This is a genomic window from Rhodovulum imhoffii, assembly GCF_003046545.1.
Taxonomy (GTDB): Bacteria; Pseudomonadota; Alphaproteobacteria; order Rhodobacterales; family Rhodobacteraceae; genus Rhodovulum; species Rhodovulum imhoffii.
In genome coordinates, this window is sequence record NZ_QAAA01000005.1 from 159,666 (window position 1) to 186,081 (window position 26,416).

A 26,416-nucleotide genomic window follows, 5' to 3' on the forward strand; every position below is an offset into this window, starting at 1 on the left:
CAAGACCAATGACAGACTGGCGAAAATCGGATTGGCGCAGCAAGCCCCGCATTCAGATGCCTGACTATACCGATCAGGCGGCCCTGGATGCCGTCGAGGCGCAGATTGCGAATTATCCGCCGCTGGTCTTTGCCGGCGAGACCCGCAACCTGACGCGCAAGCTGGGCCAGGTTGCACGGGGGGAAGCGTTTCTTCTTCAGGGCGGCGATTGCGCCGAAAGCTTTTCCGAGTTCTCGGCCGACACCATCCGCGATACCTTCAAGGTCTTGTTGCAGATGGCCGTCGTCCTCACCTATGGCGCGAAGCTTCCGGTTGTGAAGGTCGGTCGCATGGCCGGGCAATTCGCCAAGCCGCGCTCTGCCCCGACGGAAATCGCGGGCGGGGTGGAACTGCCCAGCTACCGTGGCGATATCATCAACGGCTTCGAGTTCACCGAGGCGGCACGCATACCCGACCCCGCGCGCATGTTGCAGGCCTATACCCAGGCGGCGGCCTCGCTGAATCTGTTGCGGGCCTTTTCAAAGGGCGGCTTTGCCGATATTCACCGCGTCCACAGCTGGATTCTGGGCTTCACCGACAGCGAGGAAGCCGAACGTTACCGCGAGATGGCGACGCGTATCGGAGATACGCTGGATTTCATGACCGCCGCCGGGGTTAACGCCGAAACCATGCACGGCATGGGCACGGTGGATTTCTTCACCTCGCATGAGGCCTTGCTTCTCGAATACGAAGAGGCCCTGACACGGGTGGATTCGACCTCGGGCAACTGGGTCGCCGGTTCAGGCCACATGCTGTGGATCGGGGACCGGACCCGGCAGGTGGATGGCGCCCATGTGGAGTTCTGCCGCGGCGTCATGAACCCGGTCGGGCTGAAATGCGGCCCCTCGATCACCGGCGATGACCTGAAAGCCTTGATCGAACGCCTGAACCCGGAAAACACCCCCGGTCGTCTGACCCTGATTACCCGTTTCGGCGCAGGGGTTGTCGGGGATCACCTGCCACGTCTCATCCGCGTGGTACGGGAGATGGGTGCCAATGTCGTCTGGACCTGTGACCCGATGCACGGCAACACGATCAAGTCCGCCAGCGGTTTCAAGACCCGTCCGTTCGAGTCCGTGCTGCGCGAAGTGCAGGAGTTCTTCTCCGTGCACAAGGCAGAGGGCACAATCCCCGGCGGGGTACATTTCGAGATGACCGGCAAGGACGTGACCGAATGCACCGGTGGGGTGCGGGCCGTCACCGACGAAGACCTGTCTTCGCGTTACCACACCGCCTGCGATCCGCGTCTCAACGCCAGCCAGGCGCTGGAGCTGGCCTTCCTCGTGGCCGAGGAACTCAGCACCAGCCATGCCGGGCGCACCGCTGCCGCCGTTTAAAGGGTGGGGTGAACGAGAACAAGCCGTGGCCTCCGGCGCGCCGCCGGGGGCCTTGCGGACATCTCCTCCGGGCGGGGGGCAGGCCGGGTCGTCAGCGGCAGCAATTGCCCGCGGCCAAGGCACAGCCGTTGGGGCACACAAGCGCCCGGGCGCCCGGATACCGCCACCACCCCGAGGGCCTGGCTGATCTCGCCCCCGGAATCTGAGAGGGGCAGAACCAGCATCGCCCCGTCGCCCCGGTGGGAACCTCCGGCCCGGATCTCCACCCGCATACGGGATGGGGTACGAAACATCCCGTCCAGCAGGCGCCTCATCCGGATTCGGTCATCGGGTACGACAAGGGCCGAAAACGGCATGCCGCGCAGGTCCATCCCCATCAGATCCGCCAGGGCGCTTCCGGCCACGCGGAACCGGGCCTCGTGGGGGGAGATCCGCTCCAGCAGAAAGCAGCCGGGCAGGGCATTCTGGAACCCCCGCGGGTCGATCTCGGCACGCCGGGGCAGGGGGCGCCCTTTGCGAAGGCCATGCCAGTAGGCATCTACTTCTTCGAGGGTTGGAAAATGTGCCATCGTCAAAACCGGAGCTTGCTGAATTGGAAAGACATGCGGGCAATGATTGAGCTTTCGCCGTAACGCGTGCTAACCGTTGCAAACAGCCCTTGCCGCCCCTTTGTTATGTCACTTTGGACGCGGAGCTTAAAGGAAAGTCTTAACAGATGGTTAACCGCTGACATGGTCAAGTCAATGACCGCTTTCGCAACCCGCAGCGCGCCCGGCTGGACATGGGACATCCGCGGCGTGAACGGACGTGGGCTGGATCTACGCCTGCGCCTGCCCGAGGGAATGGCCGCTGAGCAGAGCGTCCGCAAGATGGTCGCCTCGCGGATCACAAGAGGCAATATTTCACTGACCTTGCGACTGACGCGGGAAACCGTGCTGCCCGCACTGACGGTGGTGCCGGAGGCGCTGTCGGTGGCTCTTGTCGCCCTGCGGCAGGTACAGGATGCCGCAGAAGCCGCGGGCGTAACATTGGCGCCTGCCAGTGCGGCAGAGGTAATCGCCCTGCGCGGAGTGATGGACGGCACTGCCAGCGAGGCGTCGGAACCTCTGGTACAGGAGGCCATGGACAGCCTGCCCGCGCTTCTGGACGCTTTCATCGAGATGCGGGCGGCCGAGGGGAGGGCGCTGGCGGAGATCCTGGCGGCCCGGCTGGACGAGATCGCGGCCCTGACCGCCGCGGCCCGCACGGAAGCCGCCGCGCGCGCCCCCCGGATGGCCGAAACCCTGCGTGCGAATCTGGCCCGCGTGCTGGAAAACGCCGACGGGATCGGCCCCGACCGTATCGCGCAGGAGCTGGCCCTGATCGCGATAAAGTCCGACGTTCAGGAGGAACTGGACCGCCTGGATGCCCACATCGCGGCGGCCCGTGCGCTGTTGAAGGCGACCGCCCCGGTTGGTCGCAAGCTCGACTTCCTGACACAGGAGTTCAACCGCGAGGCCAATACCTTGTGCTCGAAGGCGCAATCGGAAACGCTGACCAGAATTGGAATCGAGATAAAATCGGCCATCGATCAGATGCGCGAACAGGTTCAAAATGTGGAGTAGGAGCAGAGCATGAGTGCGCGCCGCGGTCTTCTCATCATCCTGTCCTCGCCCTCCGGGGCCGGGAAATCCACCCTGGCCCGCCGGTTGCGGGCATGGGATCCGCAGATCGTGTTTTCGGTGTCCGCCACCACCCGCGCGCCGCGTCCGGGGGAGGTGAATGGGCAGGACTACCATTTCATGACAGAGGCTGCTTTCAAAGCCGAGGTCGGCAAGGGCGCAATGCTGGAGCATGCTCATGTGTTCGGCAATTTCTACGGCTCTCCCGAGGGGCCGGTGCGCACTGCAATCGATGAGGGGCGCGATGTGTTGTTCGATATCGACTGGCAGGGCGCACAGCAGATTCGCAACTCTGCGCTTGGTCAGCACACATTGTCGCTTTTCCTGCTGCCACCGTCCATCCGGGAACTGCGCCGCCGGCTGGAAAGCCGCGGTCAGGACGATGGCGCCACAATTTCCCGCCGGATGCAGAAAAGCTGGGACGAGATCAGTCACTGGGACGGGTACGATTTCGTGCTGATCAATGACGATCTGGATACTACCGAGGCCCGGCTGAAAACCATCCTGAACGCAACCCGCCTGCGCCGCAGCCAGCAACCGGAGCTGGTGGATCACGTGCGTGCGCTTCAGGCTGAATTCGAGGCCATGTGACATGCCCCTTTACGCTTTGGACGGCATCGCGCCGACACTTCCCGCAGATGGCGATTTCTGGCTCGCCCCCGATGCCAACCTGATCGGACAGGTGGTACTTGAAAGCGGTGCCTCGGTCTGGTTCGGGTGTACCCTGCGCGGGGATAACGAACCGATTGTCGTGGGCGCCGGAACGAATGTGCAGGAAGGGAGCGTCTGCCACACCGACATGGGGTTTCCCCTGACCATCGGGGCAGGCTGCACCATTGGCCACAAGGCGATGCTGCACGGCTGTAGCATCGGTGACAATACATTGATCGGAATGGCCGCAGTCGTTTTGAACGGTGCGAAAATCGGCGCCAATTGTCTGATCGGGGCCGGGGCCCTGGTAACGGAAGGCAAGGAAATCCCGGACGGATCTCTGGTGATGGGGGCGCCGGGCAAGGTGGTTCGCCAACTGGACGACGCAACGATCGCAAAGCTGCGCGATTCCGCCCTGGGGTACCAGGCCAACATGCGCCGCTTCCGCAACGGGCTAAAGCCTGCCTGACCTCAGTGGGTCTTGCGGGCGGCAAGTTCCACGGTCAGGCCGGGGCAGGTCTGAAGGATTTCCTGTAATACCAGATCGTTGCAGGGCAGGGTGGGGGTAAGCACGATGTAATGTCCGCAAAACCCGCCCCGCCGCAGTATTGCGGCAAATTCCACGGCATCGACTTCCCGCCCGATGAGCGGCGCGACCACGAATTCGGCCTCTCGCGCGATGGAAAGTACGCAGGGGAGCCGGCTTGCAGAAAGTTTTTCCAGCCGCGCCCCTTCGGGAAGGCAGATATGGGCGATATCTTCTTGCGGTACGTCAAACAACAGGCCGACAGGCTGGATTCTGGGATGTTTCTCGGTATGACCGTCCTGGGGGGCGGATTTCATAAGGCCTCACACACTATTTACTGCGCGCATTATGCACAGAAAACTGAGCATCGTTAGCAAAATCTCTGCATTTATAATAATTCCATAATACCAAATATTTACTTTTTCGGAGTGCCCCATAGGCTTCGCCCCACCTAAAAGCAGGACACCGGCATGTCGTCTGACTTGATCGAATCACTCATTTCCGGGCTTCCCTTGCCGGTTTTCCTGGTCTCCGGTGACGAGAGAATCGTCCACATGAGCCCCGCGGCACAGGAAATGTTCGGCCGGGCGCTGACGGGACGCCACTATATCGGTGTTCTGCGTCAACCCGCGATTCTGGACTGCATAGAGGAAACTCTGCGCCTGAATCAGATGCGGCGCTCACGCTACCTGACGACCGAACATGGTGCAGATGCCACCTATGAGGTGATCTCAAGCCCTGTGCGCGCACCTGATGGTGAAGGGGCGCTTGTAACACTGCTGGACGTGTCGGAGCGTGAAAAGGCCGGCCAGATCCGGCGTGATTTCGTTGCCAATGTCAGCCACGAGCTGAAAACCCCGCTGACCGCGCTTTTGGGGTTTATCGAAACCCTCAAAGGCGCCGCGCGTGAGGATGCCGCGGTACGGGCCCGATTCCTCGATATCATGGAGCGCGAAGCCGGCCGTATGAACCGGCTGGTCAGCGACCTGCTGTCACTCAGCCGGGTCGAATCGGAGGAGCGGATGCGCCCTTCTGAGCGCGTCGATATCGTTGCCCTTGTCCATGCCGCGGCGCTGACCCTGCGCTCGGTGGCGCAGGACGCCGGCGTTGCGCTGGAAATCGACACGCCGGATGCCCCCATGGAGGTGCAGGGGGATTCCGATCAGCTTGTCCAGGTCCTCACGAACCTGGTTGAAAATGGAATCAAGTATGGCGGGGCCGGCGGTCGGGTGCGCATTATCGTTACGCACAGTCCGCGTGAACTGGCGTTTCGCGGCCCCGCCGTGCGAATCGACGTGGTGGATTACGGCGAAGGGTTCGACCCGGTTCATATCCCCCGCCTGACCGAGCGGTTCTACCGCGTGGACAGCCATCGCTCCCGCGAGATGGGGGGGACGGGCCTGGGGTTGGCCATCGTCAAGCATATCGTCAACCGGCACCGGGGGCGTTTTCGTATCGCAAGCGAGAAAGGGCAGGGCAGCCGGTTCTCCGTGATGCTGCCACTCGCATAAGAAACGCCCTCCTGCTTCTTTGTCATGAAAAAGTTACGTATTCGTCACAAAACTATCGGGCATGGTGCCTAACATGTGGGCAGGCTGGCGGGAACGCCGCCCGACATCAGATATCAGGAGCTCTCTCATGTCCTATGCGAAACTGACGGTTTCGGCGCTGGCGATGGCCGCCATGTCGGCCACGGCTGCGACCGCACGCGATAACGTGCAGGTTGCCGGATCCTCGACGGTGCTGCCTTATGCGTCGATCGTCGCCGAAGCCTTCGGTGAAAACTTCGACTTTCCGACCCCGGTTGTCGAATCCGGCGGCTCCTCGGCGGGGCTGAAGCGGTTCTGCGAAGGCGTGGGCGAAAACACTATCGATATCGCCAACGCCAGCCGCGCGATCCGCGAAAAGGAGATCAAGGCCTGCGCCGAGAATGGTGTCAGCGACATCATCGAGGTCCGTATCGGCTATGACGGTATCGTGTTCGCCAGCCAGATCGACGGCCCCGCCTTCACCGCCTTCGCCCCCGGCGACTGGTTCAACGCCCTGGCCGCCGAAATCCCGATGGATGGCAAGATGGTTGCCAACCCGAACATGACCTGGGCCGACGCCAACGCCGACCTTCCGGTCGTTGCGATTGCCGCCTTCATTCCGGGCACCAAGCATGGCACGCGTGAAGTGTTCGAAGAAAAAGTCCTGCTTCAGGGCTGTGAAGACACCGGCGCCGCCGAAGCCATGGCCGGCATGGGCATGGACGAAGATGCCGTGGAAGCGGCCTGTATGGCCGTGCGCACCGATGGCAAGTCGGTTGATATCGACGGTGACTACACCGAGACGCTGGCCCGCATCGACTCCAACCCCGAAGGCATCGGCGTGTTCGGCCTGGCGTTCTACGAAAACAACACCGACAAGCTGAAAGTCGCCACCATGGGTGGTGTCGCCCCCTCCACCGAGACCATCGCCAGCGGCGAATATCCGGTGTCGCGTCCGCTGTTCTTCTACATCAAGAAGGCCCATATCGGCGTGATCCCCGGCCTGAAGGAATATGCCGAGTTTTTCGTCAGCGATGAGATCGCCGGCCCCGACGGCCCGCTGGCCGAGTATGGCCTGGTTTCCGACCCGGAACTGTCGAGGACCCAGCAGATGGTATCCGGCGAGACCACCATGGGCATGTAAGCCTTTCGCATCCGGGGACGGTGTGTGCCGTCCCCGGAATTTCCGTTTCCGAATTTCCGTTTCCGATCCGGTGGAGAAACCATGCCCGCGATCTGGTTAACCCTCGCCGTTCTTGCACTTGCCACGGCCGGGTACGTTCTGGGGCGCGCGCGCGCGCTGACATCGGCCGGGGGGGACAGCCGCAAGCTACATTCGCTTCCGTCCTATTACGGCATCCACGTCTTCCTGTTTACCGCCGCTCCGGCATTGGCGCTGCTGGCGCTTTGGATACTGGTGCAGCCGCTGATCATCGAACGTGCCGTCTCGACCCATTTGCCCGAGCGCGTTTTTTCAGGCAACGCGGATCGCGGACTCGTGATGAGCGATGTCCGCCGCGTGGCGAACGGCCTCGACCTTGCCGTGTCGCAAGGCGCCATGACGACCGAATACGCCCGTACCGTGCGCACCGAGTTGACCGATGTGCGCGAACGACTGGGCGAAGTCGGCGTGGCGGTCGGCTCTGACATCGGACCCGAAGTGCTGCGCGCCGCACAGAACTACCGATCGCTTGCCGCACGGGGCGACCTGTTGCGCAGCTTGACGATCGCCGTGCTGGCCTTGGGGGGACTGCTCGTCAGTATCATACGCACGACCCGGGATTTCCGTGCCCGCAACGTCGTGGAGCAGGCAATCCTGGGGCTCCTGCTGCTATCCGCGACCATCGCCATCCTGACAACCATCGGCATCGTGTTCTCGCTGATTTTCAATACTGTCGAATTCTTCGGCCTTTACCCGGCCTGGGATTTCTTCCTGGGCCTGACCTGGAGCCCGAGCTTTGGCGGCGGGTCAGAACTGGGCATCTTCCCGCTGCTGTGGGGCACCTTCTATATCTCCCTTATTGCACTGGCGGTGTCGGTGCCGATCGGACTTTTCGCGGCGGTGTATCTTTCGGAATATGCCTCCCCGCATGTGCGTTCGGTCGCCAAACCGCTGATCGAGGTTCTCGCCGGCATTCCCACCATCGTGTACGGCCTGTTTGCCCTGCTGACCGTCGGCCCGCTGCTGATGCGTGTTTTCGGCGATGGGGGTGTTGGCATCATGCAGGCGGGCACCGCAGTGATGACCGCCGGGCTGGTGATGGGGATCATGCTGATCCCGTTTGTCAGTTCGCTTTCCGACGACATCATAAACGCCGTGCCACAGGCGATGCGCGATGGCAGCCTTGGCCTTGGGGCCACCAGATCGGAAACCGTCCGGCAGGTGGTTCTGCCCGCGGCCCTTCCGGGGATCGTCGGCGCGATCCTGCTGGCGGCAAGCCGCGCGATCGGAGAAACGATGATCGTGGTCATGGGGGCAGGGGCTGCGGCCCGGCTCAGCATGAACCCGTTCGATGCCATGACAACCGTAACCGCGAAGATCGTCAGCCAGTTGACCGGCGATGCCGATTTTGCCAGCCCCGAGGCGCTGGTGGCCTTTGCCCTTGGCATGACGCTCTTTGTCATCACCCTGGGGCTGAACGTTCTGGCGCTGTACATCGTGCGCAGATACCGGGAGCAGTACGAATGACCGACGCAACCGTGCCCCCCGCCGTCGCGCGGCCGGGGCTGTTCGAGGGCGACGCCCGTACCCGCAAGCGCAATGCCGCCGAGCGCCGCTTTCGTCTTTACGGCATGATCGCGGTCGGGGCAGGGCTGTTCTTTCTGGTGACGCTGCTGTTTGCGATTGTCTCCAACGGCATCGGGGCGTTTCAGCAGACCTCCTTTACGCTCCGGGTGGAGATGCGCGAAGATGTGCTGGACAAGCCCGGCAACCGGAACATCGAAGATATAAAGGCCGTCAAGACCTTCGCCTACAAGCCGCTGCTGCGCGCGGCCATCCTGCGCGAGATCGAGGGAAACGGCATCGACACACCGCTGTCGGGGGCGAAGATCGTCGGATTTTCCTCTGATCTGGACAAGCTTTTGTCGGACGGGGCCGCAGCCAAACTGCGCAATCAGGTTCTTGCCAACCCGGAGCTGATCGGGCGGACGGTTGAGGTCACGGTTCTGGCCTCATCTCGCGTCGACGGGTATCTGAAAGGGCGTGTAACACGGGAGTCCATCGCACGAGACAAGAATCTCGATGCCGAACACCTGGACCTGGTCGACGTTCTGCGCGGAGCGGGGGTCGTTGGAAAGGGTATCAACACGGCCTTCATTACCGGAACGGATGCTTCGGATGCGCGGCCCGAACAGGCGGGAATGGGTGTTTCCATACTGGGCTCCTTCTTCATGATGCTGGTGGTCCTTTTGCTGGCCCTGCCGATCGGTGTCGCGGCTTCGATCTACCTTGAAGAGTTCGCGCCGCAGAACCGCTTTACCGACCTGATCGAGGTGAACATCTCCAATCTGGCGGCGGTCCCGTCCATTGTGTTTGGCATTCTCGGTCTTGCCGTGTTCATCCAGTTCATGCACCTGCCGCAATCGGCACCGCTGGTAGGAGGGTTGGTTCTGACGTTGATGACGCTGCCGACGATCATCATTTCGACCCGTGCGTCGCTCAAATCCGTGCCGCCCTCGATCCGCGATGCCGCGCTTGGGGTAGGGGCCTCGAAAATGCAGGCGGTATTTCATCACGTTCTGCCGCTGGCCATGCCCGGAATTCTTACCGGAACCATCATCGGGCTGGCACAGGCGCTTGGCGAAACGGCACCACTGCTGCTGATCGGCATGGTGGGCTACATTGCGTCGAACTATCCCGACGGGGTAGGGGCAGGCTTTCTCGATCCGAATTCCGCGATGCCCGCACAGATCTATGAGTGGGCAAAACGGGCCGATCCGGCCTTTTACGAACGTGCATGGGGCGGCATTATCGTCCTGCTTGTGTTCCTCGCCGCGATGAACATCCTGGCAATCATCCTGCGCCGCCGGTTCGAACGCCGCTGGTAAGCCGTTGGAGAACGTGACATGTACGATACCCCGAAACTGGAGAGCGAAACCGTGACCGACGAGGTAAAGATTTCCGCGCGCGGCTGTCAGGTCCATTATGGCGACAACCACGCCATAAAGGATGTCGATATCGATATCCAGGACAAGACGGTGACCTCCTTCATCGGCCCCTCCGGTTGCGGAAAGTCCACCTTTTTGCGCTGCCTGAACCGCATGAACGACACCATAGATATCTGCCGTGTCCAGGGAAATATCACCCTTGACGGGCAGGACATCTACGACCCCCGCGTGGACCCGGTACAACTGCGCGCAAGGGTGGGCATGGTGTTCCAGAAACCCAACCCGTTCCCAAAATCCATCTATGACAACGTCGCCTATGGGCCCAAGATTCACGGTATGGCCAGAAACAAGGCCGATCTGGACGGGATCGTGGAGAAAAGCCTGCGCAGAGCTGCCATCTGGGATGAGGTCAAGGATCGCCTGGGGGCACCGGGCACCGGCCTGTCAGGAGGGCAACAACAGCGCCTGTGCATTGCGCGCGCCGTGGCAACCGAGCCAGAGGTGCTTTTGATGGATGAACCGTGTTCGGCGCTTGACCCTATTGCCACCGCCCAGGTCGAGGAACTGATAGACGAACTGCGCCAGGACTACTCGGTCGTCATTGTGACCCATTCGATGCAGCAGGCGGCTCGCGTCAGCCAGAAAACCGCCTTTTTCCATCTTGGGAACCTCGTCGAGTATGGCGATACCGGCCAGATCTTCACCAACCCGGCCGACACGCGCACCGAAAGCTACATTACCGGCCGGATCGGCTGAGAAAGGATCTTCGATGCCTGAACGTCATATTGTTTCGTCTTATGATCGGGACCTGGAATCCATCCAGGCCACGATCATGAAAATGGGTGGCCTCGTGGAAGCCGCCATTCTGGATGCCGCGACCTCTCTGGAAGAGCGGGACGAAGAATTGGCCGAGCGTGTACGCCGCGGCGACAAGGCGATCGATGCCCTCGAAGAAAAGGTAAACGAGGAGACAGTACGTCTTCTGGCCCTGCGCCAGCCCTCGGCCGGCGATCTGAGGACCGTACTGACCGTCATGAAAATTTCCTCAAACCTGGAACGTATCGGAGATTATGCCAAGAACATGGCCAAACGCACCGGAGTCCTGGTTCAGATGCAGCCCGTTGACGGGTCCTCCGGCGCTATCCGGCGCATGGCGAAAACCGTGGAAGCCATGCTAAAGGATGTCCTGGATTCCTACATCCAGCGCGATGCCGAACTGGCCACCGATGTACGCATGCGCGACGAGGAAGTCGACCAGATGTACAATGCGCTGTTTCGCGAGTTCCTGACCTTCATGATGGAGGACCCGCGCAACATCACCGCCTGCATGCATCTGCATTTCATTGCCAAAAACATTGAGCGTATGGGGGATCATGTCACCGCAATCGCAGAGCAGGTGATTTATCTCGTTACCGGCACCCTGCCGGAGGACAGCCGCCCGAAAGCCAACCGCGGCGCCTATATCAACCCCGAGGTCACCGATGGCTAAAACGGAACAGCCGACGGTGCTGATCGTTGAAGACGAGCCGGCGCAACGCGAAATCCTGCATTACAACCTTCAGGCCGAAGGTTTCGAGGTGTTGCAGGCCGAAAACGGGGACGAGGCACTGCTGCTGGTCGAAGAGAACGCTCCGGACCTGATCGTTCTGGACTGGATGCTGCCTTCGGTCTCGGGGATTGAAATCTGCCGTCGCCTGAAGACCCGTCCAGAGACACGGGCCGTACCCATCATCATGCTTTCGGCCCGCGCCGAAGAGGTGGACCGGGTGAGGGGACTGGAAACCGGAGCGGACGACTATGTTGTCAAGCCATACTCCGTGGTCGAGCTTCTGGCCCGTGTCCGCGCGCAGTTGCGCCGCACGCGTCCCGCGGCACTCGGCCAGCGGCTGGAGTTCGAAGACATCGTGCTCGATTCAGAAACCCACAAGGTATTTCGCTCTGGAAAGCTGCTAAAGCTCGGCCCAACCGAATTTCGGCTGTTGTCGACCTTCATGGAAAAACCCGGCCGGGTCTGGAGCCGCGAACAGCTTCTGGATCGCGTTTGGGGGCGGGATATCTATGTCGATACGCGTACCGTGGATGTTCATATCGGGCGGTTGCGCAAAGCTCTCAGTCAATATGGCGGCAAGGATCCGGTGCGCACAGTCCGCGGGGCGGGTTACGCCTTGGGGTAACATCCCCGGACCAATAAGTCCGATAATGAATATTATGTAATATAATGGGTGTGTGACGCGGTCCCACTTTCACGGCCTGATATCCTGAAGTATGGTAATTTCATATAGTTATTATCCACTTTTCGGAGACTTCATGACTCTTGTCGCATTTCTTGAGAAAGTTATTCAGGCCAGATCCACGGATACTGTTTGGAAAACGACATCAGAGGCTTTGGAAACCCATGGGTTCGATCGGGTGATCTATGGCTTCACCCATTTTCGAACGGGAGATTTCGTGGGGGATTCCGATGACCTGATGGTGCTGAGTACTTACCCGAAAGCTTATCTCCGTAAACTTCTGCAAGCGGCCCGATTTTACCGCTACCCCCCTTTTGCCTGGGCGCTGAACAACGTAGGGGCCAAAAGTTGGTGCTGTGTACAGGACAGGAAAAGAAAAGGACGCCTGACTGACGCAGAAAAGGACATGCTGAAGCTCAACCAGGAACATGGAATACATGCGGGATACACGATCAGTTTCATGGATATTTCGGCCCGGGCAAAAGGCGCCATGGCGCTCGCCGCACGTTCGGAAATGTCACAAGACGATGCAGACAGAATCTGGCAGGTTCACGGAAAAACCATCGAAATCATATGTAACATTGCGCATCTGAAACTGATCTCCCTGCCCCATGCGCCTAATGGTCGCGGCCTGACACCCCGCCAGAAGGAGGTTCTGGAATGGGTTGCGCAGGGCAAAACCACGCAGGACATCGCCACCATTCTGAATGTGACTGTCGCTACGGTGGAAAAACACCTTCGACTCGCCCGCCTGGTTTTAAAGGTAGATACAACCGCTCAAGCCGTTTCGAAAGCCATTCTCCGAAACCAGTTGTTTACATCCTGAAAGATTGGGGGCTTTCGCTCTTTACCTTAAGGTAAGGAAACCCGGACTTTTTTACACAACCCTGAATTGGCAACATCGCCCCGTTCCGTGAGTGGTGGCCTCTAAGGCCATGGAGCATGGGGCTGCCCGTGATTAAACGATCAGCGGCCCCAAAGCCGGGCAACCGGGGGGCTGGACCGGCAGGGTTTATTCTTCACCCTGTCGGCCCAGCCCGCTTTCATCGAACGGGCGGTCAAGCGCCCGGCCTGTCAGAGATCAGACGCCCTGAGCCGCTTTCGCGACTTCAGCGGCAAAATCTTCTTCTTCCTTCTCGATCCCCTCGCCAACTTCGAACCGGACGAACCCGGTGATGGTGGCGCCGGCCTCCCTGGCCGCCGCGGCCACGGTCAGGTCCGGGTTGACAACGAAAGCTTGCCCCAGAAGCGTAACTTCGGACAGGAACTTCTTCATCCGGCCTTCGATCATTTTCTCGATCACCTGCTCCGGCTTGCCGGATTCGCGGGCGATCTCGATCTGGACCTGGCGCTCCTTTTCAACGACGGCGGGGTCTATATCCGCCTCGCTCAGCGATGCCGGATTGGCGGCAGCCACATGCATGGCGACCTGGCGGCCAAACGCTTCATCGCCGCCGGCCATGGCGACCAGAACGCCGATGTTCCCCATCCCTGCGGTAGCGGCGTTGTGGATGTAACTCACAACGGTATCGCCTTCGATCCTGGCCATGCGGCGCAGGGTCATGTTCTCTCCGATTGTGGCGATCTTGTCGGTCAAGGTATCGGCAACGGTCCTGCCCCCCAGATCGGCAGCCCTGAGCGATTCGACATCGTCCACGGCCAGCGCGACCTTGGCAATCTCTCCAACCATTGCCTGGAACTCGGCATTCTTGGCGACGAAGTCGGTTTCCGAGTTTACTTCAACCGCGACAGCCTTTCCACCGTCAACGGCAATGGCAACCAGCCCTTCGGCTGCGGTGCGGCCCGATTTCTTGGCGGCTTTCGCAAGCCCCTTGGTCCGCAGCCAGTCGATGGCGGCGTCCATGTCGCCGTCGGTTTCTGTCAGCGCCTTTTTCGCGTCCATCATGCCCGCGCCGGTCTTGTCGCGCAGCTCTTTCACCAGTTTCGCGGTGATTGCCATTGTCGGCTCTCCTCGATTTTCGTTCGTCCGGGCGCGGGTTTCCCGCCCCCGGTGTCGGTTCTGTAGCGGAAATCAGGCGTCCACCGTGGCCTCTGCCTCGCTCGGAAGATCCTCTTCAAGGGCTTCCTCCAGCGCACCGAGATCGACGCCCGCGGCATCCATCTGGGCGCTCATGCCGTCCAGCGCGGCACGGCTGACAAGATCGCAGTACAGGGCGATGGCCCGGGCCGCGTCGTCGTTGCCGGGAATGACATAATCCACCCCCTCCGGCGAGCAGTTGGTATCGACCACCGCAACGACCGGGATGCCCAGTTTCCTGGCTTCGGCAATGGCGAGGTCTTCCTTCTTCACATCAATGATGAACAGAAGGTCCGGCAGCCCCCCCATCTCGCGAATGCCGCCAAGGCTGGCTTGCAGCTTGGCCTGTTCGCGCTCCATGCCCAGGCGCTCTTTCTTGGTCAGGCCCTCGGCCCCGGCATCCATCTGTTCGTCGATGAATTTCAGACGCTGGATAGACTGGGAAACGGTCTTCCAGTTGGTCAGCGTCCCCCCCAGCCAACGGTGGTTCATGTAATACTGCGCGCATTTTTCAGCGGCTTCGGCAATGGGCGTTTGCGCCTGACGCTTGGTCCCGACAAAAAGAACGCGGCCGCCTTTGGCGACGGTTTCGCGAACCACATTCAGCGCCGCGTCCAGCATCGGTGCGGTCTGGGTCAGGTCGATGATGTGGATGCCGTTCCGGTCCCCGTAAATGAACTCTTGCATCCGCGGGTTCCAGCGCTGGGTCTGGTGACCGAAGTGAACGCCAGCTTCCAGAAGCTGACGCATGGAAAATTCGGGAAGCGCCATAACATTTCCTTTCCGGTTTTGCGCCTTGGCGGGGCATTCAGGGCATATGCCCAACCGGCGGACCGTTCGGGGATGTTTCCCCCGGCGGCCCAGCCCCGCCTGTGAAGTGGTCGCGCGTGTACCCGTGTCTTGCGGCATTTGCAAGCCCCCTGCCCCGTTTTTCGCTGAAACCCGCTTGCCTGCGCGCGCTGCACGGGCCAAAGGTGGCGCCATGACCGCGCAGGTGGATATCGTCTGCATCGGGGCCGTGTTGTGGGACATTATCGGCCGCGCCCCCGGTGCGCTTCAGCCAGGCCAGGACGTGCCGGGCCGGATCATCCGGCAACCCGGCGGTGTGGCGCTGAACATCGCGCTCAGCCTGCGCCGGTTCGGCCTGCGGCCCGCGTTGCTGTCCGCCCTGGGGCAGGATGCGGAAGGGGAAGAGCTTCTGACCGCCTGTACCGGGGCCGGCCTGTTCACCGAATACATCCATCGCCATGCTCACCCCACCGACCGCTACATGGCGATCGAGGATGCGGACGGGCTGGCTGCCGCCATTGCCGACGCCCACGGGCTGGAACGCGCCGGCGCCACGATCCTGAAGCCTTTGCTGGCCGGACCTCTGGGCCGGCCCGGTGCGCCCTTTTGCGGGACGGTGATCCTGGACGGCAATCTGACCGCTCCTCTGCTGGCTGAAATCGCCCATAATCCGGCTTTTGCATGTGCCGATCTGCGCGTGGTGCCGGCCAGCCCCGGCAAAGCAACCCGACTGACCCCCTTTCTGACCCATCCGCGTGCAACGCTCTACCTCAACCGGCTGGAGGCGGAAGGGCTCTGTGCCCGTCCTTTTTCCGGTGCGTCGGAGGCCGCCGCCGCGCTTTCGCAGATGGGGACGAACCGGGCGTTGATTACCGACGGACCAAACATGGCCGCAGACCTGCACAGGGGCGACCTGCTGACCGCCCGCCCCCCCGCTGTCACGGTACACCGCATCACCGGCGCGGGGGATGCGTTCCTGGCCGGCCATCTCGCGGCGGAGGCGCGTGGCGCAGACCGCGCCCCTGCCCTTCGGGCTGCCCTTGACGCCGCCGCCCGCCACATCAGTGCAAAGGACATTCCATGATACCCCTGACCTTCAGCCCCGAAGTGACCGAGGCCCGCCGTACCGGCGCGCCCGTCGTTGCGCTGGAAAGCACGATCATCACCCATGGCATGCCTTATCCGCAAAACCTTCAGACGGCCAGGCAGGTGGAACAAACCGTCCGCGACGCCGGGGCCGTCCCCGCTACGGTCGCGCTGATGGAGGGGCGGATCCACGTAGGGCTGGACGCCGCGCGGCTGGAGCGCCTTGCCTCGGCCGCGGATGCTGCCAAGATCAGCCGTGCAGACCTCGCCGCCTGCCTTGCCACCGGCCGCACCGGGGCGACAACCGTAGCGGCCACGATGATCTGCGCCCATCTGGCGGGCATCGCGGTATTTGCAACGGGGGGAATCGGCGGTGTCCATGCGGGGGCGGAAACGAGTTTCGACATCTCCGCTGACCTGCATGAACTGGCACAAACGCCGGTGACGGTGGTGGCGGCGGGGGCGAAGGCGGTCCTCGATCTGGCCAGGACGCTGGAGGTTCTGGAAACGCTCGGAGTGCCGGTGGTCGGCTACCGCACCGGGGATTTTCCCGCCTTCTGGTCGCGCCGCTCCGGCCTTTCCGCCCCTCTGCGCATGGACAGCGCCCGTGAAATCGCCGCCGCACACCTGATGCGCGCCCGGCTTGGGCTGGCCGGCGGGCAGCTTGTTGCCAACCCCATCCCCCCCGAGGCAGAGATTCCCCAGGATGTCATGATCCCCCTCATCGCCCGTGCCCTGGCCGATGCCAAGACGGAAAACATCGCCGCGAAAGCGGTCACCCCCTTCCTTCTGTCACGCATCTTCACCCTGACCGGGGGGCGATCACTGGATGCGAACATCGCGCTGGTGCTGAATAATGCGCGCCTTGCCGCCGAAATCGCCCGGGAAATCGACAAAGCCCGATCCTAGGGCGCCGGGTGCTTGCCGTACCGTCCGACGCCGCCTAGATACGGGGCTGTAACAGGACAGTTGTTGAATGTTTGAACAGAAATCTTCGGACACCCCCGAGCCGCGCAAGCCCCGGTTTCTGAACCGGCTGCGCACCAATTTTCTGACCGGTATCGTCGTGATCGCCCCGATCGGTCTGACGATCTGGCTGATCTGGACGGTCACCGGCTGGATCGACGGTTTCGTGCTGCCGTTCATCCCCGCGAAGTTCAAGCCCGAGCATTACATCGGTATCGATGTGCGGGGGCTGGGAGTCATCTTCTTCCTGGTTTTCACCGTAATCGTCGGCTGGCTGGCCAAGGGGCTGATCGGGCGCTCCTTCATCAGCTGGGGGGAGCGCATGGTTGACCGGATGCCGGTGATCCGCTCGGTCTATAATGGGCTCAAGCAGATCGCCGAGACTGTCTTTGCCCAGTCAGAGACCAGCTTCGACCAGGCCTGCCTTGTCGAATACCCCCGCAAGGGGATCTGGGCGGTGGCGTTCATCTCGACCCGCGCCAAAGGAGAGGTCAACCGCCGAATCCCCCACGATGGCGACCTGACCGCCGTCTTCATGCCGACGACGCCGAACCCGACCTCGGGTTTTCTGCTGTTCGTTCCGCGCAGGGACATCATCGTTCTCGACATGAGCGTTGAGGATGCCGCGAAACTGGTGATCTCTGCCGGGCTTGTTGCGCCGCCGGACCGGGCGGCCCCCCTTCTTCCCGCCGACAGGGAGCCTGAAAAGATCAAGGCATGACCGGCGCTGCCCTGACGGGGTTTGCAACTTCGATATCGCTGATCCTTGCCATCGGGGCACAGAATGCGCTTGTCCTTCGGCAGGGGCTGGTGCGCTCACATGTTCTGACGGTGGTGCTGTTTTGCGCTTTTTCGGATGCGCTTCTGATCTCCGCCGGCGTGATGGGCTTTGACGCCATAACCGGGTTCTGGCCCTGGCTGCCACGGGTGATGGCGATGGGCGGGGCCGTATTTCTTCTGTTCTATGGGGCACTCCGCTTTCGGGCCGCGTGGCGTGGCGGCGAAAGCCTTGCCGGGCCCCGTGCGCAGGGATCTCTCTGGCCCGTGATCGGAACGGCCGCCGCGCTGACATGGCTCAACCCGCATGTCTATCTCGACACGATGGGCCTGATCGGGGCGGTCTCTGCCGGGTTCGAGGGGCGCGCGAAACTTGCCTTCGGTCTGGGCGCGGTGGCGGCCTCATTCGTGTTTTTCTTTGCGCTGGGCTATGGGGCGCGACTGCTGGCGCCGGCGATGCGAAGCCCACCCGCATGGCGGGTTCTTGATAGTGTCATCGGCGTGACGATGTGGGCCATCGCGGCGGCGTTGATCCTTGGCTAGCTCAACCGCAAAACGCGGCCATATCCAGCGTGTCGGCCCGGCCGATCCCCGGCTTGCAATCGCACAGGAATTTTTCCGCCGCCGCGCGCCCGGCGTCCTTGAGGCGGTACAGGATAACAGGGCTGGCGACCATCTTGGTCACAACACTCAGATCGCGCATCGTGGAATCGTCCGCGACCATGTGCAAACGGATTTCCTTGAGCGTGCCGCGCTCCAGCAGCCCGTCGTCCAGCATGTCCTTGACCATCTTGATCGACCGGATCTCCCGCAACAAGGAAGAGTTGAAGCTTATTTCATTGATACGGTTTTGAATTTCCTGGGGGGCTTTGGGCACCTTGCAACGTTGAACCGGGTTGATCCCGACGATGACAATGTCATTCGGCAACCCATTGTCGAACAAGGGAAACAACGCCGGGTTACCGGTGTAACCGCCATCCCAGTACGCTCCGGTCTCACCGGTCTCTGGATCGTGGATTTCCACTGCGCGAAACAGGTTCGGCAGGCAGGCGGACGCCAGCAGCGCATCGGGCGTGATGTCGTCCCCGGCAAAGATGCGGACCTTTCCGGTCCGCACATTGGTTGCCCCCACGAACAGGGCCGGCCCATCCGCGGCGCAGACCCTGTCAAAATCGAACCGTTCCACGATCCGTTGCAAAGGGTTCATGTAGAACGGGCCATAGCTGTAGGGGCTGAGCACGCGCGAAACCGTATCGGCCAGCGAAACGGGGAACGAGGCCTCAATCATCCGCGCAACGGTCCCCGCGCCGGGCGACAACGCCAGAAGCCAGTTGACCAGCCGCATGTCGCCCGCGGCCCCCATCTGCGCCCAAAGCCAGTCCAGCGTCGCGCGCGCGCCTTCGCGCCCGCCGCCCAGGTAGCCCGATTTCAAAGCCGCCCCGTTCAGTGCTCCGGCGGAAGTGCCTGAAATCGCCTCGATCTTCAGGTCGTCTTCCTGTAGCAACCGATCCAGAACACCCCATGTAAAGGCGCCATGCGCGCCCCCGCCCTGGAGCGCGAGATTGATCCGCAGCATTACAAGGCCGTCCAGCCGCCATCGACGCTGATCGTCGTGCCGGTGATCTGCGCCGCCGCGTCGGAACACAAGAACACCGCCGTACCGCCGAGTTCCTCAACCGTGGCGAACTGACGGGAGGGCTGACGCTCCAGCATAACCTTCTCGACGACCTCTTCGCGACCCATGCCGTATTTCGCCATCGTGTCGGGAATCTGTGCCTCCACCAGCGGGGTCAGGACATAGCCCGGACAGATGGCGTTAACGGTAACCGGCTCCCGCGCGGTTTCCAGGGCAACGGTTTTGGTCAGGCCGACAATGCCGTGCTTGGCCGCCACATAGGCGGCCTTGTAGGGAGAGGCCGTCAGCCCGTGCGCCGAGGCGATGTTGATGACCCGGCCCCAGCCGCGCGCCCGCATGCCGGGCACCGCCGCCGCGATGGTGTGAAAGGCCGAGGACAGATTGATGGCAATGACCGCGTCCCACTTTTCGATGGGAAACGCCTCAACCGGCGCGACATGCTGAATGCCCGCGTTGTTGACCAGGATATCGCACCCGCCTGCCTGTTCCACCAGTGCCCGGCACTCCGCCGGTTCCGACATGTCGGCCTTGATGTAACGGACTGCGACGCCGTGCATGCGGGCCATTTCTTCGGCCAGGGCGTGATCTTCCGCGCGATCGGTGAATGAGTTCAGCACAACATCGGACCCGGCGCGGGCCAGTTCATGCGCCACGCCCAGCCCGATACCCGAATTCGAGCCGGTGACGATCGCGCGTTTGCCTTTCAAGGACATCTGGACTCCCTCCTGAAATTCCCTGCCGACACAATATATGCTGCGCTTGCGAAGAAAAGGACGGCTTCGGAGGGGATGCGAAAAAAACGCCCGCACAAGGCGGGCGTTGAGTTATTGAGGCAGGTTTCATACAGGCAAGAAACCTATCGAGCAGTGCCCCCTTTATAAGCAATCCGGCGCCGCGCTCCAAGCTAAAAGTTTGAAATGCTTGGAAAGCGCCTCTACTCTCAGGCAACAAAAGGCAGCACAGGCATGGAAATGGCATCGAATCTTTTCGCGCGTTGCAAAGCTGCAACTCTTCTTTTGGGTGTGTTTCTGATTGGGGGAATCACCTGCGGCCTTGCCCGTGCCGCGCCGGAACATGGCATAGCTATGTACGGCGACCCCGCGCTGCCACCTGATTTTGTGTCCCTGCCCTATGTGAACCCCGACGCGCCCAAGGGCGGACGGATCACATTCGCCGAGATCGGAGGGTTCGACAGCCTCAATCCTTTCATCCTGAAAGGCACCGCGCCCTGGGGAATGAGAATGTTGGGCTATGACACCCTGCTGGACTACTCTTGGGCGGAACCTTTCACGCTCTATGGTCTTCTGGCCGAATCGATCACCACACCTCCGGATCGCTCCTGGGTGGAATTCACCCTGCGTCCGGAGGCCCGCTTTTCCGACGGCTCCCCCGTCACGGTGGAAGATGTACTGTGGTCCTTCGAGACTCTGGGGACCGAGGGCCATCCCCGCTATATCGGGGCGTGGAAAAAGATCGCGCGCGCCGAAGCCACCGGCCCCCGCACCCTGCGCCTGAGCTTCGCCCGCCCCGACCGGGAGTTGCCGCTGATCCTTGGCCTGCGGCCCGTGCTGAAGAAAGCCCAGTGGGAAGGGCGTGCATTCGCCCAAAGCGGGCTGGAGGTCCCCATCGGCGCGGGGCCTTATATGGTGGACACGTTCGAACCCGGCCGCCACCTGACCTTGCGCCGCAACCCCGATTATTGGGGGCGCGACCTGCCCCTTAACCGGGGCAAGTACAATCTCGACGAACTTCGGTATGAGTTTTTCGGCGATGCCGATGTCGCATTCGAGGCTTTTCGCGCCGGGCTGGTCGATGTTTACCGCGAACCCAGCGCCGCGAAATGGGAAACCGCCTACGACTTTCCCGCTGTCGCCATGGGCAAGGTCATCAAGGCCGAAATCCCGCATCAGCGTCCCTCCGGGATCCACGGGCTCGTGATGAACACCCGCCGCCCCGTTTTTGCGGACTGGCGCGTGCGCGATGCGATGCTGCACGCGTTCAATTTCGAATTCATCAATGCCACCCTTACCGGCAGCAAGATGCCCCGTATTCAGTCCTATTTCTCGAATTCGGTGCTTGCCATGCGCCCCGGTCCGGCGGAAGGCCGCGTCCGCGAACTCCTTGTGCCATATGCCGCGGCCCTGCTACCCGGCGCGCTGGAGGGATACGCACTGCCGGTTTCCGACGGGCGGGCCTCGAACCGGCGCAACCTGCGGCGGGCCTTTGCGCTGCTGGAGGAGGCAGGCTGGCATGTCGATGAGCGCGGCGTGCTGCGCAATGCGACAGGGACAGCCTTCACCTTCGAAATCCTGCTGCGTCAGGGCGACACAGAAACCCAGCAGATCGTGGATATCTTCGCCCAAGGGTTGGAGCGGCTTGGCATCGCGCCGCAAGTCACCGCGATCGACAACGCCCAATACGCAGAGCGTACCGACAGCTACGATTTCGACATGACGTTCTACCTGCGCACCATGTCGCTTTCTCCCGGAACGGAACAGCGGCTCTACTGGGGGGCGGAGGGGGTTACCACGCCGGGCACCGGGAACCTGATGGGCATGGACAACCCCGCCGCCGAAGCGATGATCGACGTTCTGCTGACCGCCCACGCACAGGAGGACTTCATCGCCGCCGCCCGCGCGCTGGACCGGGTGCTGACAACCGGACGCTACGTCATTCCCATCTGGTATTCCCCGGTTTCACGACTTGCCCATTCCGCGCGGCTGCGCTACCCGGAGACGCTTCCGGTCTATGGCGACTGGGTGGGTTTTTTGCCCGATGTCTGGTGGTCCGAGGAGAACCGAGAATGAAACGCTTCCTGTTGATTGCGCTTCTTGGCCTGGCGGCCTGTTCCACGGTGGAAGGGATCGGAAAGGACATTTCCGCCGGGGCCCGCGCGGTGCGCGATATGTAAATTCACACCAGCGACGTCACCCACAGGATGGTGGCGTCCTCCTCGGAAATCGACACCACGTTATGCCCCATGGCCGCGTCGTAATAGGCACTATCGCCCCGGCGCATCTCGATCGGGGCGTAAAACTCGGTGTAAAGCCGGATCGCACCCGTCAGAACCAGCAGGAATTCCTCCCCGTCATGGCGGACCCAGCCTTTGAATTCATCGGCAGCACGGGCCCGGACGCGCGTGCGATAGGGCAGCATGTGCTTGCGCGTCAGCGCCCCGGCCAGCAATTCATGTTCATAGGTTGCGGTGGCATGGGCCGCCCCCTCCCCGGATCGCGTAACGGCCATACGCCCGTTCGCCTGCCCCAGCCGGGGCGGGGTGAAAAGCTGCGGCACCGAAATTCCCAACCCCTCGGCCAGTTTTTTCAGCGCATCGTAGGTGGGGGACATCTGTCCGTTCTCGATCTTCGAGAGCGTCGAACGCGCCAGCCCCGCCCGCGTTGCCGCCTGTTCCAGCGTCCAGCCCTTGTCGGTGCGCAACTCCCGCACACGCTGGCCAAGATCCACCGGCTCGGCGCCCGGCTCACTGCCATCGGCACGCGCAAGACTGATGAAACTGGTTGATCGCTGGTCCTCCATGGTTCACCGGACATAGCGCCGCCAATGCCCCCTTGCAACAATCTTGGGCCAAGGCTAGCAGATCATCCCATGGAAGCCGTGTTCGATGAAGGCGCCTTCGCGCCCTGCCCCGCCCCGTTCAACCTTGCCGCTTACGTGCTGGCCGCCGCGCGCCGCACTCCCGACAAGGTCGCCCTTGCCGTCATCGGCGCCGCCCATGCCGACCGCTGGAGCTATGCCCGGCTGGAACGTGCCGTTCTGGGCGTTGCAGGTGGCCTGACAGCGCGCGGGGTCGCTCCGGGGGGGCATGTGTTGCTGCGGTTGGGCAACGGGGTGGAATTTCCCATCGCCTATCTTGGCTGCATCGCCGCGGGGATCATCCCGGTACCGACATCGCCGCAGCTCACCACGCCTGAAATCACCAGGCTCTCCCATGAGATCGAGCCCGAACTTGTCATCGCCGGTCCCGGTATCGCGGTGCCCGAGGGCAGTGCGCCGCTGCTGTATCTGGATGGCTTGCGCGCCCTCTTCGAACATGCCCCCGGTTGTTATGACATGGGCGGGGCGGATCGCCCGGCCTATGTCGTGTACACCTCCGGGACATCGGGGCGCCCCCGCGGAGTGATCCATGCGCATCGGGCGATCTGGGCGCGGCGGATGATGTGGCAGGGCTGGTATGACCTGACCGGGGAGGACCGCCTGCTCCACGCCGGGGCATTCAACTGGACCTTCACCCTGGGCACCGGCCTGATGGACCCGTGGTCTGTCGGGGCGACGGCGCTGATCCCGGCGGAGGGGGTTTCACCGTCGACGCTTCCGCTGTTGCTCAAGCGTCATGACGCAACGATTTTCGCCGCCGCCCCCGGCGTTTACCGGCAAATGCTGAAAGAGCCGCTGCAAATTTCCTTTTCCAAACTGCGCCACGGCCTGTCGGCGGGCGAAAAACTGCCTGAGGCAACCCGGACCGCATGGCGGGCGGCCACCGGAACCGAGGTGTATGAGGCGCTGGGCATGTCGGAATGTTCCACCTTCATTTCCGGCAGCCCGCAGCGCCCCGCCCCGGCCGCCACGAGCGGGTATCCGCAACCGGGGCGGCGCATCGCCGTACTCGGCCCCGAACATGCGCCTGTCCGGCGGGGAGAGACCGGGCAGCTTGCCATTTCTGCCCGCGACCCGGGCATGATGCTGGGCTACCTGCGCGCCGAGGCGGAGGCCCGCCACCGCTTTGACGGCGAATGGTTTCTGACAGGCGACATGGTGGAGATGGCCGAAGACGGCGCGATCACCTATCTGGGCCGCGGAGACGACATGCTCAATGCCGGAGGTGTGCGGGTTTCTCCCATCGAGGTGGAGCGCGCTTTGCTGGATCATCCCGCCATCTCGGAGGTTGCCGCGACCGAGGTCACCGTCAAGGCCGATACAACCGTTATCGCCGCCTTTTACACCGGCGAAGAAACCGCGCCCGAGATTCTGCGCGCCTTTGCCGGGGAACGCCTGGCCCGCTACAAGCAGCCGCGTCTTTACATACACATGGAACACCTGCCCAAGGGCGCGAACAACAAGCTCAACCGCCGCCTGATCCGGCAGACATACGAGGCCGCCCATGATCGCGCTTGATATCTTTGCCGATCCGATCTGCCCCTGGTGCCTGATCGGGAAACGCCGGCTGGACGCGGCGCTCGCCACGCATCCCGACCACCCCTTCACCATCGCGTGGCATCCGTTTCAACTGAACCCCGCGATGCCCGCCAGCGGTATGGACAGGGCGGATTATCTGACGGCCAAGTTCGGCTCTCGGGAAAACGCGGTGAAGGTGTATTCGGAGATCGACCATCACGCCCGTCAGGACGGGCTGAAGATCGACTGGTCCCGCATCACCCGCACGCCGAATACCCTGGATGCACATCGTCTTCTGCACTGGGCCGGCATCGAAGGGCGCCAGCAGGCCGTGATGTCTTTCCTCCTGGAAGGTTATTTCCTGAACGGAACCGATATCGGCACGCCCGAGGCCCTGACCGCCATCGCGCAGCGCGCGGGTATGGACGGTACGGTTGTCGCCCGGCTTCTGGACGGGGAGGCCGACAAGGACACCATCCGCAACCGCGATTCCCATGCCCGGCAACGCGGCATCACCGGCGTGCCGACCTTCATTGTCGCGAACACCCATGTGCTCAGCGGGGCGCAACCCACCGTGTTGTGGGAGCAGGTTATCGCGGAACTCACCGCCCCGCCGGGCCAGATACATTGATCCCCCTGTGAGGGGCGAGGCCCGCCATGGAAAACCGCCTCTCCCGGACCGAGTTCGTTGCGCTGACCGCGATGCTGATGGCCACGGTGGCACTGTCGATCGACGCCATGCTGCCTGCCCTGCCCGAGATCGCACAGGATCTGACCGCGCAGGCCCCGAACCGGGCGCAGCTTGTCATCACCGGTTTCGTCTTCGGCATCGGGTGCGGTACCTTCCTGGCCGGGCCGTTATCCGACAGCTTTGGCCGCAAGACGGTAATCGTTGGGGGGGCTGGGCTTTATGTTCTGGCGACTTTGGCCGCATTCTTCGCCCAGAGCCTTGAAACCATGCTTGCCGCACGGACGGTAATGGGATTCGGGGCCGCCGCTCCGCGGATCGTCGCACTGGCCATGGTGCGCGATCTTTATGCGGGACGATACATGGCGCGCATCGTCAGCTTTGCGATGATGGTATTTACGCTGGTGCCTGCCATTGCTCCGCTTCTGGGATCTGTCATCATTGCAACGGCGGGCTGGCGGGCGATCTTTCTGGTTTTCGTGGTTTTTTCCGCGCTCTCGGTGGGGTGGCTCGCCCTGCGCCAGCCTGAAACCCTTCCGCCTGAGCGTCGCCGCCCGCTTTCCTTCGCGCCGATCTGGGCGGCCACCCGCGAAATCCTGAGAAACCGCATGGTGACGATGACTATCGCCGTACAGGCGCTGGCCTACGCGACCCTCTTTGGTACGCTTTCGTCCACCCAGCAGGTGTTTGACGTCACCTTCGGCAGGGGGGAAAGCTTTCCGCTCTGGTTCGCGCTGATTGCCCTGCTGGCGGGGACTGCCAGCGTGCTTAACGCGGTTTTGGTCGTGAGGCTGGGGATGCGGTATCTCGTGACGGTAACGCTGGCAGCGCAGATTCTTCTTTCCGGTGGCATGGCGGGGGCGACCATGCTTGGTCTGATACCCGAAACCCTGACCTTTCCGGCCTATCTTCTTTGGACCGCAGGCGTCTTTTTCATGGCGGGTCTTGTCCTTGGCAATCTCAACGCTCTGGCCCTGGAACCCATGGGGCATATCGCGGGCACGGCAGCCTCTGTCGTCGGGGCGTTGTCGACCGTAGGCTCGGTCCTGGTGGCCATCCCGATCGGGCTCGCCTTCGATGGCACGCCACTGCCGCTGATGACGGGGGTCCTGGCCTGCACCACCACCGGGTTCATCCTGATGCGCGCTCTGCCGGGGCGCTGAAACTGCCTGATTTTCAGGCAATCCGACAATCTTCAAGCCTGCAAGGCGATCAGGCA

General features: G+C 62.3%; 28 protein-coding genes. 21 read left to right on the plus strand and 7 right to left on the minus strand.

Features of this window, described 5'->3' with window-relative positions; genetic code table 11:
- The first annotated feature begins 8 nt into the window (after positions 1-8).
- A complete protein-coding gene (locus tag C8N32_RS06150; protein WP_107891599.1) occupies positions 9-1,376 on the plus strand; it encodes a class II 3-deoxy-7-phosphoheptulonate synthase in 1,368 nt (455 codons plus the stop codon).
- On the opposite strand, the gene C8N32_RS06155 is transcribed toward C8N32_RS06150, so the two are convergent.
- Complete coding sequence (locus C8N32_RS06155; RefSeq protein ID WP_107891600.1) at positions 1,373-1,945, minus strand: PAS domain-containing protein; 573 nt, start codon at positions 1,943-1,945, stop codon at positions 1,373-1,375. The genes C8N32_RS06150 and C8N32_RS06155 overlap by 4 nt on opposite strands.
- A 162-nt stretch (positions 1,946-2,107) precedes the next feature.
- Here C8N32_RS06155 and C8N32_RS06160 point away from each other — a divergent pair, with 162 nt between their 5' ends.
- The 3 genes from C8N32_RS06160 to C8N32_RS06170 are packed head-to-tail and all read left to right on the plus strand — an operon-like array spanning position 2,108 to position 4,157.
- Complete coding sequence (locus C8N32_RS06160; RefSeq protein WP_107891601.1) at positions 2,108-2,980, plus strand: YicC/YloC family endoribonuclease; 873 nt, start codon at positions 2,108-2,110, stop codon at positions 2,978-2,980.
- 9 nt (positions 2,981-2,989) lie between these two features.
- Positions 2,990-3,628 (plus strand): guanylate kinase, encoded by a 639-nt coding sequence (gene gmk / locus C8N32_RS06165; protein WP_107891602.1) that lies wholly within the window; start codon positions 2,990-2,992, stop codon positions 3,626-3,628.
- A gap of 1 nt (position 3,629) precedes the next feature.
- Positions 3,630-4,157 carry a gamma carbonic anhydrase family protein gene (locus C8N32_RS06170; RefSeq protein WP_107891603.1) on the plus strand — a complete coding sequence of 176 codons (528 nt, stop codon included), beginning with the start codon at positions 3,630-3,632 and terminating at the stop codon, positions 4,155-4,157.
- A gap of 2 nt (positions 4,158-4,159) precedes the next feature.
- Here C8N32_RS06170 and C8N32_RS06175 read toward each other — a convergent pair whose 3' ends face one another.
- Positions 4,160-4,531: a hypothetical protein gene (locus tag C8N32_RS06175; RefSeq protein ID WP_107891604.1), complete on the minus strand. Its 372-nt coding sequence runs from the start codon at positions 4,529-4,531 to the stop codon at positions 4,160-4,162.
- A gap of 153 nt (positions 4,532-4,684) precedes the next feature.
- Between C8N32_RS06175 and C8N32_RS06180 the strand changes: the two genes are divergently transcribed.
- The 8 genes from C8N32_RS06180 to C8N32_RS06215 all read left to right on the plus strand — a co-directional run bounded on the left by C8N32_RS06180 (position 4,685) and on the right by C8N32_RS06215 (position 12,910).
- A complete protein-coding gene (locus C8N32_RS06180) occupies positions 4,685-5,725 on the plus strand; it encodes an ATP-binding protein (protein WP_107891605.1) in 1,041 nt (346 codons plus the stop codon).
- 127 nt (positions 5,726-5,852) lie between these two features.
- Positions 5,853-6,887: a substrate-binding domain-containing protein gene (locus C8N32_RS06185; protein WP_107891606.1), complete on the plus strand. Its 1,035-nt coding sequence runs from the start codon at positions 5,853-5,855 to the stop codon at positions 6,885-6,887.
- Positions 6,888-6,968: 81 nt separating this feature from the next.
- Complete coding sequence (pstC, locus tag C8N32_RS06190; RefSeq protein ID WP_107891607.1) at positions 6,969-8,432, plus strand: phosphate ABC transporter permease subunit PstC; 1,464 nt, start codon at positions 6,969-6,971, stop codon at positions 8,430-8,432.
- Complete coding sequence (gene pstA / locus C8N32_RS06195) at positions 8,429-9,793, plus strand: phosphate ABC transporter permease PstA (protein WP_107891608.1); 1,365 nt, start codon at positions 8,429-8,431, stop codon at positions 9,791-9,793. The genes pstC and pstA overlap by 4 nt, the downstream gene beginning before the upstream one ends.
- A gap of 18 nt (positions 9,794-9,811) precedes the next feature.
- Positions 9,812-10,609 carry a phosphate ABC transporter ATP-binding protein PstB gene (pstB, locus tag C8N32_RS06200; protein WP_107891609.1) on the plus strand — a complete coding sequence of 266 codons (798 nt, stop codon included), beginning with the start codon at positions 9,812-9,814 and terminating at the stop codon, positions 10,607-10,609.
- A 13-nt stretch (positions 10,610-10,622) separates the two neighbouring features.
- Complete coding sequence (gene phoU / locus C8N32_RS06205) at positions 10,623-11,342, plus strand: phosphate signaling complex protein PhoU (protein WP_107891610.1); 720 nt, start codon at positions 10,623-10,625, stop codon at positions 11,340-11,342.
- Complete coding sequence (gene phoB, locus C8N32_RS06210) at positions 11,335-12,027, plus strand: phosphate regulon transcriptional regulator PhoB (RefSeq protein ID WP_107891611.1); 693 nt, start codon at positions 11,335-11,337, stop codon at positions 12,025-12,027. The genes phoU and phoB overlap by 8 nt, the downstream gene beginning before the upstream one ends.
- A gap of 133 nt (positions 12,028-12,160) precedes the next feature.
- Positions 12,161-12,910, plus strand: coding sequence for a helix-turn-helix transcriptional regulator (locus C8N32_RS06215; RefSeq protein WP_170106744.1), 750 nt, complete (start codon positions 12,161-12,163; stop codon positions 12,908-12,910).
- 255 nt (positions 12,911-13,165) lie between these two features.
- Here C8N32_RS06215 and tsf read toward each other — a convergent pair whose 3' ends face one another.
- Both tsf and rpsB read right to left on the minus strand, forming a co-directional pair.
- Positions 13,166-14,044, minus strand: a complete 879-nt coding sequence (tsf, locus tag C8N32_RS06220; protein ID WP_107891613.1) for a translation elongation factor Ts — start codon at positions 14,042-14,044, stop codon at positions 13,166-13,168.
- A gap of 72 nt (positions 14,045-14,116) precedes the next feature.
- A complete protein-coding gene (rpsB, locus tag C8N32_RS06225) occupies positions 14,117-14,893 on the minus strand; it encodes a 30S ribosomal protein S2 (RefSeq protein ID WP_107891614.1) in 777 nt (258 codons plus the stop codon).
- Positions 14,894-15,104: 211 nt separating this feature from the next.
- On the opposite strand from rpsB, the gene C8N32_RS06230 reads away from it, so the two are divergent.
- The 4 genes from C8N32_RS06230 to C8N32_RS06245 all read left to right on the plus strand — a co-directional run bounded on the left by C8N32_RS06230 (position 15,105) and on the right by C8N32_RS06245 (position 18,283).
- Positions 15,105-15,995 (plus strand): PfkB family carbohydrate kinase, encoded by an 891-nt coding sequence (locus C8N32_RS06230; RefSeq protein ID WP_107891615.1) that lies wholly within the window; start codon positions 15,105-15,107, stop codon positions 15,993-15,995.
- Positions 15,992-16,906, plus strand: a complete 915-nt coding sequence (locus C8N32_RS06235) for a pseudouridine-5'-phosphate glycosidase (protein ID WP_107891616.1) — start codon at positions 15,992-15,994, stop codon at positions 16,904-16,906. The genes C8N32_RS06230 and C8N32_RS06235 overlap by 4 nt, the downstream gene beginning before the upstream one ends.
- 67 nt (positions 16,907-16,973) lie before the next feature.
- Positions 16,974-17,684 (plus strand): DUF502 domain-containing protein, encoded by a 711-nt coding sequence (locus C8N32_RS06240; protein ID WP_107891617.1) that lies wholly within the window; start codon positions 16,974-16,976, stop codon positions 17,682-17,684.
- Positions 17,681-18,283, plus strand: a complete 603-nt coding sequence (locus tag C8N32_RS06245; protein WP_107891618.1) for a LysE/ArgO family amino acid transporter — start codon at positions 17,681-17,683, stop codon at positions 18,281-18,283. The genes C8N32_RS06240 and C8N32_RS06245 overlap by 4 nt, the downstream gene beginning before the upstream one ends.
- Before the next feature lies 1 nt (position 18,284).
- On the opposite strand, the gene C8N32_RS06250 is transcribed toward C8N32_RS06245, so the two are convergent.
- Positions 18,285-19,316 carry a patatin-like phospholipase family protein gene (locus tag C8N32_RS06250; protein WP_107891619.1) on the minus strand — a complete coding sequence of 344 codons (1,032 nt, stop codon included), beginning with the start codon at positions 19,314-19,316 and terminating at the stop codon, positions 18,285-18,287.
- On the minus strand, positions 19,316-20,089 hold the full coding sequence (locus C8N32_RS06255; RefSeq protein ID WP_107891620.1) for a 3-hydroxybutyrate dehydrogenase: 774 nt from the start codon (positions 20,087-20,089) through the stop codon (positions 19,316-19,318). Before C8N32_RS06255 ends, C8N32_RS06250 begins: the two co-directional genes overlap by 1 nt.
- Before the next feature lie 258 nt (positions 20,090-20,347).
- Here C8N32_RS06255 and C8N32_RS06260 point away from each other — a divergent pair, with 258 nt between their 5' ends.
- Together C8N32_RS06260 and C8N32_RS06265 are read left to right on the plus strand one after the other, a co-directional pair.
- A complete protein-coding gene (locus C8N32_RS06260) occupies positions 20,348-22,183 on the plus strand; it encodes an extracellular solute-binding protein (protein ID WP_107891646.1) in 1,836 nt (611 codons plus the stop codon).
- Positions 22,180-22,287 carry an entericidin, EcnA/B family gene (locus tag C8N32_RS06265; RefSeq protein ID WP_107891621.1) on the plus strand — a complete coding sequence of 36 codons (108 nt, stop codon included), beginning with the start codon at positions 22,180-22,182 and terminating at the stop codon, positions 22,285-22,287. Before C8N32_RS06260 ends, C8N32_RS06265 begins: the two co-directional genes overlap by 4 nt.
- A gap of 2 nt (positions 22,288-22,289) precedes the next feature.
- On the opposite strand, the gene C8N32_RS06270 is transcribed toward C8N32_RS06265, so the two are convergent.
- Positions 22,290-22,913, minus strand: a complete 624-nt coding sequence (locus tag C8N32_RS06270) for a helix-turn-helix domain-containing protein (protein ID WP_107891622.1) — start codon at positions 22,911-22,913, stop codon at positions 22,290-22,292.
- A 69-nt stretch (positions 22,914-22,982) separates the two neighbouring features.
- Here C8N32_RS06270 and C8N32_RS06275 point away from each other — a divergent pair, with 69 nt between their 5' ends.
- From C8N32_RS06275 to C8N32_RS06285, 3 genes are read left to right on the plus strand one after another with little or no spacing between them, the layout of a single operon-like run.
- Complete coding sequence (locus C8N32_RS06275) at positions 22,983-24,509, plus strand: class I adenylate-forming enzyme family protein (protein WP_107891623.1); 1,527 nt, start codon at positions 22,983-22,985, stop codon at positions 24,507-24,509.
- Positions 24,496-25,140 carry a DsbA family oxidoreductase gene (locus tag C8N32_RS06280; RefSeq protein WP_107891624.1) on the plus strand — a complete coding sequence of 215 codons (645 nt, stop codon included), beginning with the start codon at positions 24,496-24,498 and terminating at the stop codon, positions 25,138-25,140. The genes C8N32_RS06275 and C8N32_RS06280 overlap by 14 nt, the downstream gene beginning before the upstream one ends.
- Before the next feature lie 26 nt (positions 25,141-25,166).
- Positions 25,167-26,360, plus strand: a complete 1,194-nt coding sequence (locus C8N32_RS06285) for a multidrug effflux MFS transporter (protein WP_107891625.1) — start codon at positions 25,167-25,169, stop codon at positions 26,358-26,360.
- The last annotated feature ends 56 nt before the right edge of the window (positions 26,361-26,416 follow it).

Excerpts from the sequence above, each read along its gene's own strand:
- C8N32_RS06150 (WP_107891599.1), top strand. The coding sequence starts at position 9 with ATGACAGACTGGCGAAAATCGGATTGGCGCAGCAAGCCCCGCATTCAG.
- C8N32_RS06155 (WP_107891600.1), bottom strand. The coding sequence starts at position 1,945 with ATGGCACATTTTCCAACCCTCGAAGAAGTAGATGCCTACTGGCATGGC.
- C8N32_RS06160 (WP_107891601.1), top strand. The coding sequence starts at position 2,108 with ATGGTCAAGTCAATGACCGCTTTCGCAACCCGCAGCGCGCCCGGCTGG.
- gmk (WP_107891602.1), top strand. The coding sequence starts at position 2,990 with ATGAGTGCGCGCCGCGGTCTTCTCATCATCCTGTCCTCGCCCTCCGGG.
- C8N32_RS06170 (WP_107891603.1), top strand. The coding sequence starts at position 3,630 with ATGCCCCTTTACGCTTTGGACGGCATCGCGCCGACACTTCCCGCAGAT.
- C8N32_RS06175 (WP_107891604.1), bottom strand. The coding sequence starts at position 4,531 with ATGAAATCCGCCCCCCAGGACGGTCATACCGAGAAACATCCCAGAATC.
- C8N32_RS06180 (WP_107891605.1), top strand. The coding sequence starts at position 4,685 with ATGTCGTCTGACTTGATCGAATCACTCATTTCCGGGCTTCCCTTGCCG.
- C8N32_RS06185 (WP_107891606.1), top strand. The coding sequence starts at position 5,853 with ATGTCCTATGCGAAACTGACGGTTTCGGCGCTGGCGATGGCCGCCATG.
- pstC (WP_107891607.1), top strand. The coding sequence starts at position 6,969 with ATGCCCGCGATCTGGTTAACCCTCGCCGTTCTTGCACTTGCCACGGCC.
- pstA (WP_107891608.1), top strand. The coding sequence starts at position 8,429 with ATGACCGACGCAACCGTGCCCCCCGCCGTCGCGCGGCCGGGGCTGTTC.
- pstB (WP_107891609.1), top strand. The coding sequence starts at position 9,812 with ATGTACGATACCCCGAAACTGGAGAGCGAAACCGTGACCGACGAGGTA.
- phoU (WP_107891610.1), top strand. The coding sequence starts at position 10,623 with ATGCCTGAACGTCATATTGTTTCGTCTTATGATCGGGACCTGGAATCC.
- phoB (WP_107891611.1), top strand. The coding sequence starts at position 11,335 with ATGGCTAAAACGGAACAGCCGACGGTGCTGATCGTTGAAGACGAGCCG.
- C8N32_RS06215 (WP_170106744.1), top strand. The coding sequence starts at position 12,161 with ATGACTCTTGTCGCATTTCTTGAGAAAGTTATTCAGGCCAGATCCACG.
- tsf (WP_107891613.1), bottom strand. The coding sequence starts at position 14,044 with ATGGCAATCACCGCGAAACTGGTGAAAGAGCTGCGCGACAAGACCGGC.
- rpsB (WP_107891614.1), bottom strand. The coding sequence starts at position 14,893 with ATGGCGCTTCCCGAATTTTCCATGCGTCAGCTTCTGGAAGCTGGCGTT.
- C8N32_RS06230 (WP_107891615.1), top strand. The coding sequence starts at position 15,105 with ATGACCGCGCAGGTGGATATCGTCTGCATCGGGGCCGTGTTGTGGGAC.
- C8N32_RS06235 (WP_107891616.1), top strand. The coding sequence starts at position 15,992 with ATGATACCCCTGACCTTCAGCCCCGAAGTGACCGAGGCCCGCCGTACC.
- C8N32_RS06240 (WP_107891617.1), top strand. The coding sequence starts at position 16,974 with ATGTTTGAACAGAAATCTTCGGACACCCCCGAGCCGCGCAAGCCCCGG.
- C8N32_RS06245 (WP_107891618.1), top strand. The coding sequence starts at position 17,681 with ATGACCGGCGCTGCCCTGACGGGGTTTGCAACTTCGATATCGCTGATC.
- C8N32_RS06250 (WP_107891619.1), bottom strand. The coding sequence starts at position 19,316 with ATGCTGCGGATCAATCTCGCGCTCCAGGGCGGGGGCGCGCATGGCGCC.
- C8N32_RS06255 (WP_107891620.1), bottom strand. The coding sequence starts at position 20,089 with ATGTCCTTGAAAGGCAAACGCGCGATCGTCACCGGCTCGAATTCGGGT.
- C8N32_RS06260 (WP_107891646.1), top strand. The coding sequence starts at position 20,348 with ATGGCATCGAATCTTTTCGCGCGTTGCAAAGCTGCAACTCTTCTTTTG.
- C8N32_RS06265 (WP_107891621.1), top strand. The coding sequence starts at position 22,180 with ATGAAACGCTTCCTGTTGATTGCGCTTCTTGGCCTGGCGGCCTGTTCC.
- C8N32_RS06270 (WP_107891622.1), bottom strand. The coding sequence starts at position 22,913 with ATGGAGGACCAGCGATCAACCAGTTTCATCAGTCTTGCGCGTGCCGAT.
- C8N32_RS06275 (WP_107891623.1), top strand. The coding sequence starts at position 22,983 with ATGGAAGCCGTGTTCGATGAAGGCGCCTTCGCGCCCTGCCCCGCCCCG.
- C8N32_RS06280 (WP_107891624.1), top strand. The coding sequence starts at position 24,496 with ATGATCGCGCTTGATATCTTTGCCGATCCGATCTGCCCCTGGTGCCTG.
- C8N32_RS06285 (WP_107891625.1), top strand. The coding sequence starts at position 25,167 with ATGGAAAACCGCCTCTCCCGGACCGAGTTCGTTGCGCTGACCGCGATG.